The following is a 10,346-nucleotide window of genomic DNA, read 5'->3' as shown; positions in this document are numbered from 1 at the left end:
TAAAGCACTTTAGAGGGTTTCGTTCCCCCGTAAACGTCGTCATGAACGAATCCAGGTTCCGTTTAGCAGGAAAATGAACGGGCCGACGCAACAAAGAGTTCGCGTCGCTGCGTGAAAAGTAGGATGAATAGTTCATAAGACACTTTAGAGTATCCGGTGCCGCCTTAAACGCCATTATCCTGTGGAAGTACGTCACGGGTACCCTGCTTCCTGCGGGGCACCCGTGACTCGTGCTGTTCTGAGCAGAAGCCGGAGCATTTGGACTCCGCTGCTATGCGGCTCTTGAACAACGCCGCAAAACATTCGTGTTTTCCTCCGCCTATTTTACTTTTGTCCCAGATTCCTTTTCTGTGATATAGAGAATGCAGCCATGGGTAAAAACGGAAGGCGGCGGCTTTTGATGCCGCCTTTGTTCTATGGAGGACAAGCGCCCTTTTGCAGCGCATGTCCGTTAGTTCAGTGAAGTACATTCGGCCATCCAGTCGTGGCTCCCTATTATCGGTGCATTAGTGGACACTACGCCGCTGAAACCGGGAATCAGTGGGTGCCGGCGGAAATTAATGGACACCAGCTGTGGATGCAAAGAGTTCCAATGTCCACGAACACTACTTCCGTGGACACTAAGCAGGCGGCCGGGCAATGTAGTGTCCACAGAGCCGCTGCAGCCTCTATTCCTGTTTAAAGACTGTTATGTCCGCGCCCTTTTTTCGTGAAATCGGGAAACGTCAGGCTTTCCAGAAGAAGCGGCACTCCTGTAACCCAGATTCTGGATGAGGCTTCCGGGGGCAGCGGATTCACCCCCACTCCTGTTTCAATGGTGAACCCGGGTCTTCGGAATGTTTTAATGAACCAGTCTTTGTAGCCGGCGCTGCTGCCGGCATGCTTCACCGGTCGAAATGACGCTGCCGCAGCAAGACGTCCTGCCAGCTCCCCGCTCTCCTCTGGTTCCAGACCGTTATACCCCCAGTATACCTCTTCTCCCTGGGAATGAAGCGCCAGCACATGTGAAAACTCTTCTTCCATGCTGAGCTGGTACACAGCTTTTGCTTCGGGTTCTGTCAGCGGAGCTTCTCCACCGTAATGTCTTGGAAAAGGACGGATAGGTGAACCGGCAGCTTCCTCCTTCCATCCAGCCGGCCATTGATGATTTAAATCCACTCCGCGCACGTTCGCGGACCAGTGACGGAAATCGTTCACTTCCCCGTTGATCTGCCATACTTCTTCGTGCTCTTCTTCCAGAATAGACGCCCCCTCCTGAACAATTTCCACCCCGTCCGGATTAACGAGCGGGACCACATAGAGGGTCGTATCCTGAAAAATCATTTCAGGATCTATCCCATACCATTTCTCTCCGTTTTCTTTCTTTGATGCCAATTGATGAAGAAAAACCATTAACAGCCACGTATTCAGCCATTCATTTCCATGCCAGGAACCGGAAAGAAATATTTTCTTCGGGCCATTGCCGGCACAAAAAAGCCATATTGGTTTTCCACGTACAGAAGTGCCTATCTGTCCCGAACGGATGGACGATGGAAGCCTCCCCCTGTCTTTTTCCAGTTCCCTCCATCCATATTCATGAATACAGCCTTTTGGTTTTTCCAGTCGTGAATGATCTTTTCGTATTGTATCCGGAATGAAAATCGTCATGCCCTGATCCAGATAGGTACGGAGCGTCAAATTATTTGTATAAAGCAGCTGTTCTGCATTCATTTGAAAACGCGACGCTATTTTACGAAGGGTGTCCCCCTGTTTCACAGTGTATTCGAACAAGTTATGTCCACCTCCCTGAGCAGCTCATCATTTATTCAAAGTATATTGACTTTCCCACCCTCCTATGATACATTAACAATCACTAAATGAAGGACACTTGTCCTTGATGAGTACACAGTTGGATGATAATGCCGGGACGAAGAACGAAGAACTGCAGGTCCATCCCAGAGAGCCGGAACAGCTGGAAACCGGTATGGCCTCTTTTCCGAGAGCACTTCTGAGCAGCCGCTTTGAACGAGATTAGAAGCGGACGGATAATCCGTTACCTTGGAGCTTTGGCTCCCTGAGAAGTATGAAGAATGCTTAAAAAAGGGTGGCACCGCGGAAACTTCCGCCCCTTGCGAATTTATTCGTGTGGGCAGGGAGTTTTTTTTATAGGTTTTCCCTAAGGCTGTATTTAACTGTGACGCTATGATTTTATTACAGGTGAAGGAGTGGAGAGAGATGATGCAGCAACCTGCAGCAGAAAAACAAGCAGAAGAGGAATTGAAGACAAAAGCACGGATTCTCGTATCGGATGCGATGAGCAAGGAAGGTCTGGCCCCCCTCCTCGGTCAGGATCAGATTGAGTGCATCCAGCAGAATGTAAAAGACGTGGATGATCAGGATACGTACGATGCCCTTCTCGTACGAAGTGGTACAACGGTGACCCCGGAAATCATGGATCAGATGACAAACCTTAAAATTATTGCCCGGGCTGGTGTAGGCGTCGACAATATTGATATAGACGCGGCCACCAAACGAGGCATTGTAGTCATAAATGCTCCGGATGGTAACACAATATCCACCGCGGAACATACTTTTGCCATGATGATGTCCCTTGCCAGAAATATACCGCAGGCGGATGCTTCCATCCAGGGCGGGGAGTGGAACCGTAAAGCATTTCAGGGCGTGGAACTGCGCGGCAAAACGCTCGGTGTCGTCGGTTTTGGCCGGATCGGATCCGAAATCGCAAAACGGGCCCGCGGATTTGATTTATCCCTGCTCGTGTACGATCCTTTTCTTACCGAAGAGCGTGCGGAAAAGCTCGGCGTAGAGACCGGCACACTCGATGAAGTACTCGAAAGTGCAGATATTATTACCGTCCACACTCCGCTGACAAAAGATACGAAAGGGCTTATCAACCGGGACAACATCGGAAAAACCAAGCCCGGCGTTCTTCTCATTAACTGTGCCCGCGGCGGTATCATTGATGAAGAAGCCCTTTATGAACATCTGGAAAGCGGGAATGCCGGGGGCGCGGCGCTGGACGTGTTTGAGGAGGAACCGGCTCAGGACAATAAACTCGTCAGCCTCGGCAACGTTATCACAACGCCGCACATCGCCGCTTCTACAAAAGAAGCACAGCTGAATGTAGCGGAACAGGTATCCGGGGAAGTACTGCAGTTTTTAAAGGGACTGCCTGCGCTGAATTCAATCAACCTCCCGACAATGTCGAAAGAAAAATTCGAAACGCTGCAGCCGTACTATGAACTTTCCAAAAAAATGGGTTATATTTTATCCCAGAGCATGAAGACTCCGGTACAGGACATTGATGTACATTACAGCGGAGAAGTTACGGAACTCGAAACATCCGTCTTAACGCGTTCTCTTGTTGCCGGCTTTCTCCAGTCAAGAATTGATGCCCCTGTCAATGACGTCAACGCGTCCGTTATCGCAAAAGAACGCGGCATCACATACGGAGAAAAGCATCATACAAACGCGCTTGGCTACTCCAATCTGATGCAGGCAACAGTACGCGGGGAAAACCGTCACTTCACGATTCACGGCACCTACGTCAAAGAATACGGACCGCGCATCGTCCGGATTAATGACTTTAACGTCGATTTCTACCCGACCGGCCACTTGATTTATATTCAGCATTCCGACAGACCCGGGGTCATTGGAAAAATGGGACAACTCCTCGGCGAACACGATGTCAATATCGCCACTATGCAGGTCGGCCGGAGAGAAGAAGGCGGCGATGCGATCATGATGCTCGCTGTCGACAAAGAGGCCGGTGAAGATGTCGTGAATCACCTGACATCTATTGAAGAAATTAAGCGGGCCGACAAAATCGAAGTGTAACAAAGAACACTGCATCATGACGCTTTCTCTTCCCCCTGGATAAAAACCGCCCAGGGGGAACTTCTATCTATGCCTTATTCAAGGGTCCGGCCAGATATAGGCTAGGATCCGGTTCCACTGATTTTTCCTCGTTAAGGCGAGAAACTGCCGCCCCTGTTCGTTCATGACGGCGTGGTTATTTTCTTTACGTATCCAGTTTTCCGTCAAAGCCACATTTTCTATAAACTGATACAGCACGATGTCTTTTGGTTTTTTTCGTCTGCTCATCAGTTGATACTCCAACACGTCTTCCATCCCTTTCCAGAAACGTTGATGAAGAAAATCGTGATGATCGAGACGTATAGATTCATGCCGGGAAAACTTGGTCAGAAAGAATAAAAAGACGTCCAGCATCCACTCTTCGTTCTTTTGCTTATCTTCCTGCTGGTTGAGCCACATTAAAAAGGACGTATTCAGGTGAAAGTCTTTCGGCGGATTGGAACTTCTCATCTGTTCATGCTTCCTTTGCTGCTCTTATTGTCACAACCTGCTGACGTTATTCTATCATATTTTTCCGCCAAAGACGCACGCGTTTCTTAGATTCAGGGAATGATGATCTCCTGGTCCGGATAAATTAAAGACCCTTCGATGTCATTTTTGTCCTGAAGCGCTTCTACAGTTGTGTCATACGTGCGGGCCAAATCCCAAAGGGTGTCCCCTTTTTCTATCGTGTAGCTGAACGAATCCGTCTCTTTTTCTGCGTTACTCATCATGCCTGCTATTTCTGCTGTTCGGTTATTATCTGACGCGGCATAAGCATGGTTGTCCTGTTTTAAAACAGGAAGCGGATCGGAGGCGTAGGTTTTTTCCGGGTTCCACTGTCCGAAATGGAGTTCAAAATGAAGATGAGCACCGCGGGATCGTCCTGTGTTTCCAACTTCCCCGACCGTTTCTCCCTGTTCCACTTTTTCTCCGTCTTTCACTGATCTTTTTGACAAATGGGCATACACGGTCTCTGAGTCATCATGATGCTGTATCATGACAACATGCCCGTACGAAGAAGAGTAATCCGAGCGCGTAACTTCGCCATCTGCGGCAGCTATCACTTGGGTGCCGGTTGCAGCGGCAATATCTATTCCATCATGGTTCCCCTGTCTTGAGCCGAACGTGTCGGTCAACACCCCGCCGCCGTCCACCGGCCATATGTAGTCCTCGTCTCCTTGATAAGCATACATGGACGAAGCACCGATAAAAAAGAAGAGCAGCGCGAGAAACAATGTAAAAAAGCCGACGAGTATAAACCGTTGTACATATGACATATATGGATAACCTCCATTTTTTGATGTGAAGTATCATGCCACTATAAGCATATGACGGCTTGTCTGTCTTTATGACTCCTTTTTACGATGCAGCATAGACCAAGCGGTGCCGCAAATTGTATGCCTATGTTTTGTCATGGTGAGCGCGGAAAACGACCGCACTCCGTTCGTATTCCACATCAGCAACGTTCATTCTCGAATTGACAACCCGCGCTGCCGCAAAAAAGTAATCGGACAGGCGGTTTATATAGGTGAGCACCTCACCATTCATGGTTTCTTCTTTGGCCAGTGCTGTAATGATCCGTTCCGTTCTCCGCGCAATCGTTCTGCAGATATGCAGTTCAGCGGCCGCTGAAGATCCGCCCGGCAGGATGAACCGCTGAAGCTCCGGCGCTTCCTCTGTATAAACATCAATGCTTTTCTCGAGGCGGGAAACAGGCTGATCATCCATTTTCCACACGGCATCCTCTTTGACGGAAGCAAGATCGCTACCGCAGTCGAACAATTCATGCTGGATACGGGTGAGTTCTGCTGCGATATCCGGAAACAGCTGCTTATCCAGGACTGCTTCTGCTTTGGCGGTAAAAGCATTCAGTTCATCACACGTTCCATATGCCTCCACTCTGATGTCATCTTTATCTCTTGTCCCACCGATCACTCTCGTCCGGCCTTTGTCTCCGCTTCTCGTATACAGTCTCACCATCTCAACACTCCTTTTGTTCGTTTCAGATCATTGCCACTTTGCACCACCCGCTCTGGACAGCCGGTCATATACGACTTCTGCTGCAGCACGTCGTATGTCGGACAGAGATTCTGCGGTTGGTCCATCTTCCGGAATACAAATGGTGATTGTTATACCACCATCGAATACCGGTGTTCCACCGTTATCAAGGCTGCCTTTTACCTGTCCTTTTGCTTCCGCTGCATCAGCGAGTACGGACGCCATCCGGGCTTCGTTCAACCATGTATCGATAAATAAAAAGACCTCTCCATATGCAGGAATCCAGTCCGTCCTGCGATTATCTGTTTTTTCTGCGGTAATGGCTGCATACATCAGTATATGACCGTTTGTGCTTTTGCCAGCAAAACATTCTCGTCGACTTGGATGTGTGATGCCTGCCCGTTCTTTTTCAGGAAAAAGGGGAAACGTTCTGCTCCAGCCGAACCCTCCGGCATCTGCGGAAGTCGACAATGTTTTCCAGTATATAGAGGAAGAAAGGCACGGCTGACCTTCCCGCTCTTCTTTGATGATACCGGTAAATAAAGGGCTGCCATGCGGCTTTGAAAATCGTTCCGGTTCGAGCATAAACTGCGGACGCGGGAAGGATGGATGAAACACATAGGAAAAGGACGTTCCATATACCTTCTCCATCCGCTCCTTCGCAAGGACAATCCCCGGGGTATCCAGACACTCCTGTCTCCCATCGTTCAAGAGCAGCAGCCTGTCACTATATAAAGCGGCAAGATTAAGGTCATGAATTGCTGCAATGACTGTCATTCCTCTTTTTACCGCCCAGCGTTTCAATGTATCAAAAAGATGCATCTGATAAGCAATATCGAGATGATTGGTCGGTTCATCCAGCACCAGGCATTGGGGTTCCTGCGCCATTGCTCTCGCCAGAAACACGCGCTGCTTTTCCCCTCCGCTCAGTTGATCGAGTGTCCTTTGACCCAGGTGTTCGACGTTAGTCTGACGCATGGCCTCCTTTATCACGGCCAGATCGTTGCTGCTGCGCTGGCCGAACCATCCTTTCTGATATGGATAACGCCCCAGCTCCACCACATCAAACACCGTGTAGGAAAAAATGTATCCTTCCTGCTGCGGGAGAACAGCCAGCTGCGAAGCGATCTGTTTTTGTGTGAGGGCATGGAGAGGCTGTTTGTTCAGAAAAATGTTTCCCGAAAGCGGCTTCATCTCCCTGTACAGCATTTTAAGAAGCGTTGACTTGCCGCTTCCATTCGGCCCGATAACACCAATCACCTCTCCAGGCTCTGCATGAAATTCAATATGTTCCAGGATGGACACACCGTTGTAACCACCCTGCAGTTCTTTTACTTCCAGCATTATTTATCTCCTCTGTTTTGAGCGGCGCTGCTGATACAAAAGAAAACCAAATACAGGGGCCCCCAGGACAGCTGTAATCACGCCGATGGGAAGTTCGACAGGGGCGATGACGGTCCGGGCCGCAAGATCGGTTAAAACAAGAAAACCCGCTCCGCCGAGCATCGAAACAGGAAGCACAAGCCGGTGATCAGGACCGGTGAGAAGGCGGACGATATGAGGTACGACCAGCCCGGCAAAACCTATCGTACCAGATACTGCAACTGCAGCACCGGTAAGAAGAGAGGCTGCCCCGAGAACCATCATCCGGCTTTGCTCCGGAGAAACCCCGAGCGTACGGGCCGTTTCTTCACCAAACACAAGCGCATTCAGTTCTTTCATATTCATAAGCAAAAGGATACTGCCGGTGAGTAAGAAGGGCAGCAGAAGCCCTGCGTAGTCCCATCCCCTCATCGATACACTTCCCATCAGCCAGCTTATAATCTGTCTCAGTTCGTCACCGGTGAGCGCAATGATGAGCGACAAACAGGCGCCGAGAAACGAACTAACAATCACCCCGGCAAGAATAAGGGTTTCCGTCCGCATCTGCGGTTCAATCCACCGCACAAATGTCAAAATGAATAACAGAGTCAGTCCACCGGTCCCAATGCTTATAATCGGGAGGGTAAACGACCCTGTGAGCGGAATCGTAAATCCCGTGTAGAGAACGATAACCGCTCCCAATGCCGAGCCGGAAGAAACCCCGAGCGTATACGGATCGGCCAACGGATTTTGGAGAAGTCCCTGAAACGCTGCACCTGCAGCGGCAAGCGAAGCACCGACAAGAGCTGCGAGAACGACCCTTGGTAACCTGATATCGGTAATGATGGCTGCATCAGTGTCAGAGATGTGTGCCGGCATGTCAAATCCGAGAACGGTACGCCCCAGAATTTCGGCACTGACCGGGAGCGGAACAGCCACACTGCCGACGGAAACACCCATCCATATACTTAAAACTGCAAAGCATACCCCGATCCCAACGCTTGTCCAGGCTTTATTCGTTGAAAACATCAGGATAAATCAGCTCCGCCAGTTTCTCTGCCCCCTCAACCAGACGGGGACCGGGACGGCTGACAAGGTTACTGTTTACATTGTAAATGTCGCCGTTCTCAACAGCAGGAACGCTGCTCCACCCCTTCCGGTTTTTTATCTGTGCTGCCGGATTACCTTCCACAGACTGGCCGTACGTCGTGATGATCACTTCAGGACTTTGTTTCACGGCATCTTCTGTCGTATAAGGGAGCCAACCTTCTTCACTGGCTGCGGCGTTTTTGGCATGAATGAGCTGGAGCATCTTATGCTGAAACGTACCGCTTCCGGTCGTGTAAATATCAGGCGGCGGCTGAATTTCCATCCAGACTGTTTTTTTCTCTTCCTCGGAGATGCTGGATGCCTGTTCCCGCAGATTCTCTACATCAGTTTTCATCGATGATATGATATTTTGTGCTTCCTGCTGTGCACCGGCTGCCTTTGCGATCATGTTGATGGAGTCATATGTTTCCTGAAAAGACGCCGCCTCATTGACTACAAGGACATTGATCCCTGCTTCTTCTATCTGCTCGAGTCCCTGTTCGGACTGCTGAAGGGATGAGGCGTGCGCGAGCACCAGGTCCGGTTCAAGGGAAATGATTTTTTCGACGTTGAATTGAAGTCCTCCTATTTTTTCCTTTCCCACTGCTTCCTCCGGGTAATCGGCGTGATCGGAAACGCCTACGATCTCTTCGCCGAGACCGAGCTTATAGGCGATTTCAGTGTTACTGGGTATCATACTGACAATGCGTTCCGGTTCTTTTTCAAGCGTTACTGTTTCATCCGCTGCATCTGTTATTTCAACAGGGAACGCATCATTTTCTGAACCAGAATCTTCTTTTTCTGTTTGTTCGTTTTCCCCGCTGGTCTGTGCCTCTTCTGCGTTTTCTCCTGTACTGCATCCTGTTGTTATCAAAACAAGCATCAAACAGAAACCGGGCAGAATACGTTGTTTCAATGCTGTCCCTCCTTCTCTTCCTTTTTTTTATTAAAAAACTCCCCCTGATTTCAGGGAGAGCGCATAAAACGGCTGCAAAACAACGCACGTAGGACGGGCTGCATGTATCACCGGCGGTCCCTTTCCTCGAAGATTTCACCGTATGAAAAGGCAGGTCTCCTGACTTACATCTTCCGCAGTTTCCTTCCCGTTCCATTCAACAGTGGATTCTACAGCCGCGGCTTGTCATGCTTACAGTGGCGGGACCGTACCGGAGTTTCACCGGTTTCCCTTTTAACATTTCCTGTGGCAGAAAATGACCTCTTCACATCGTGATTTAGTTTTATATCCTGTTTAGTATATAAGAAAATGAATAAAATATCGAGGGGGAACAACCTTTTTATTGGAAGTCCGGCCGTTTCCGGCAGATAAAAATCTGCCGCGGCGATGATTGTTCCCAAAAAGGAGAGGCATCATAATCTCCAAATAAATACTCGATTTCAAACCCATTCTGCCGGATCATTTGTTCTAATGTACTATTTTCATACATTTTGACCCGTTCCCGGTACTCCCGTCTGGAGCCGGCTTCTTCTATCGATATTTTTTTGTGTATAAACCCACTTTCGATAAAGCGCCGCTGTGTGACGGTAAAACCATTCTTATCGGTGGAGTCAAAGGGAACGAGGTTGGCAGCCGTATACACAGGATTTAAGTAATCGATACAGAACCATCCATTGTCTTTCAGTGCTTCCGACGCCCTGACAAGCACCAGTTCATTTTCATGATCCTCCACAAAGTAGCCGAAACTGGTGAACAGATTAAAAGCGGCGTCATATTCCTGTTTGACGGAAATATGACGGATATCCCCCCGCATATACTGCACCGGTAGACCGGATGTCAGATCAATGGCTTTTTTCAGTAAAACAGGTGATAAATCAAGAGCTGTAACGTGAATGCCCTTTGCTGCCATATAGCGGGCATGACGGCCGTTTCCGCAGCAGAGGTCAATGGCTTTCATTCCTCTTTCAAGGGGGATATAACTCATAATATCGTGGAGTTCATCCGCCGCTTTCTCTTCGTCCCGATGATCATATACTTTCAGATAATCTTCCTGAAAATGTTCTTCAAACCAAGCCTTCACGTT

10 protein-coding genes and 1 riboswitch are annotated in these 10,346 nt (G+C 49.1%); of the genes, 2 read left to right on the top strand and 8 right to left on the bottom strand.

Going from position 1 to position 10,346, the window contains the following annotated elements; genetic code table 11:
* Positions 1–678: 678 nt before the first annotated feature.
* Positions 679–1,770, bottom strand: a complete 1,092-nt coding sequence (locus BM124_RS04435) for a M14 family metallopeptidase (protein WP_093335519.1) — start codon at positions 1,768–1,770, stop codon at positions 679–681.
* A 106-nt stretch (positions 1,771–1,876) separates the two neighbouring features.
* On the opposite strand from BM124_RS04435, the gene BM124_RS19655 reads away from it, so the two are divergent.
* Together BM124_RS19655 and serA are read left to right on the top strand one after the other, a co-directional pair.
* Complete coding sequence (locus BM124_RS19655) at positions 1,877–2,014, top strand: hypothetical protein (protein ID WP_425288518.1); 138 nt, start codon at positions 1,877–1,879, stop codon at positions 2,012–2,014.
* 200 nt (positions 2,015–2,214) lie between these two features.
* Positions 2,215–3,837, top strand: coding sequence for a phosphoglycerate dehydrogenase (serA, locus tag BM124_RS04430; protein WP_093335517.1), 1,623 nt, complete (start codon positions 2,215–2,217; stop codon positions 3,835–3,837).
* Positions 3,838–3,915: 78 nt separating this feature from the next.
* On the opposite strand, the gene BM124_RS04425 is transcribed toward serA, so the two are convergent.
* From BM124_RS04425 to BM124_RS04395, 7 genes are all read right to left on the bottom strand, one after another.
* Positions 3,916–4,326: a hypothetical protein gene (locus BM124_RS04425; protein ID WP_093335516.1), complete on the bottom strand. Its 411-nt coding sequence runs from the start codon at positions 4,324–4,326 to the stop codon at positions 3,916–3,918.
* Positions 4,327–4,418: 92 nt separating this feature from the next.
* On the bottom strand, positions 4,419–5,135 hold the full coding sequence (locus BM124_RS04420; RefSeq protein ID WP_093335514.1) for a peptidoglycan DD-metalloendopeptidase family protein: 717 nt from the start codon (positions 5,133–5,135) through the stop codon (positions 4,419–4,421).
* A gap of 124 nt (positions 5,136–5,259) precedes the next feature.
* Entirely contained in the window at positions 5,260–5,835 is a 576-nt protein-coding gene (locus BM124_RS04415; RefSeq protein WP_093335559.1) for a cob(I)yrinic acid a,c-diamide adenosyltransferase, read from the bottom strand.
* Positions 5,836–5,865: 30 nt separating this feature from the next.
* A complete protein-coding gene (locus BM124_RS04410) occupies positions 5,866–7,200 on the bottom strand; it encodes an ABC transporter ATP-binding protein (RefSeq protein WP_093335513.1) in 1,335 nt (444 codons plus the stop codon).
* A gap of 3 nt (positions 7,201–7,203) precedes the next feature.
* Positions 7,204–8,247 carry a FecCD family ABC transporter permease gene (locus BM124_RS04405; protein WP_093335511.1) on the bottom strand — a complete coding sequence of 348 codons (1,044 nt, stop codon included), beginning with the start codon at positions 8,245–8,247 and terminating at the stop codon, positions 7,204–7,206.
* Positions 8,231–9,190 (bottom strand): ABC transporter substrate-binding protein, encoded by a 960-nt coding sequence (locus BM124_RS04400; RefSeq protein WP_093335558.1) that lies wholly within the window; start codon positions 9,188–9,190, stop codon positions 8,231–8,233. Before BM124_RS04400 ends, BM124_RS04405 begins: the two co-directional genes overlap by 17 nt.
* Positions 9,191–9,355: 165 nt before the next feature.
* Positions 9,356–9,542, bottom strand: a riboswitch (cobalamin riboswitch).
* Positions 9,543–9,602: 60 nt separating this feature from the next.
* Entirely contained in the window at positions 9,603–10,343 is a 741-nt protein-coding gene (locus BM124_RS04395) for a class I SAM-dependent methyltransferase (protein ID WP_093335510.1), read from the bottom strand.
* Positions 10,344–10,346: the final 3 nt, after the last annotated feature.

The organism is Salibacterium halotolerans (genome assembly GCF_900115625.1).
Lineage (GTDB): Bacteria > Bacillota > Bacilli > Bacillales > Marinococcaceae > Salibacterium > Salibacterium halotolerans.
The sequence above is the reverse complement of the archived record's forward strand: the minus strand, read 5'-3'. Positions and strand labels throughout refer to the sequence as shown.

Coding starts and splice junctions, on each gene's coding strand:
- BM124_RS04400 (WP_093335558.1), bottom strand. CDS start 9,190: ATGCTTGTTTTGATAACAACAGGATGCAGTACAGGAGAAAACGCAGAA.
- BM124_RS04405 (WP_093335511.1), bottom strand. CDS start 8,247: ATGTTTTCAACGAATAAAGCCTGGACAAGCGTTGGGATCGGGGTATGC.
- BM124_RS04425 (WP_093335516.1), bottom strand. CDS start 4,326: ATGAGAAGTTCCAATCCGCCGAAAGACTTTCACCTGAATACGTCCTTT.
- BM124_RS04410 (WP_093335513.1), bottom strand. CDS start 7,200: ATGCTGGAAGTAAAAGAACTGCAGGGTGGTTACAACGGTGTGTCCATC.
- serA (WP_093335517.1), top strand. CDS start 2,215: ATGATGCAGCAACCTGCAGCAGAAAAACAAGCAGAAGAGGAATTGAAG.
- BM124_RS04420 (WP_093335514.1), bottom strand. CDS start 5,135: ATGTCATATGTACAACGGTTTATACTCGTCGGCTTTTTTACATTGTTT.
- BM124_RS19655 (WP_425288518.1), top strand. CDS start 1,877: ATGAGTACACAGTTGGATGATAATGCCGGGACGAAGAACGAAGAACTG.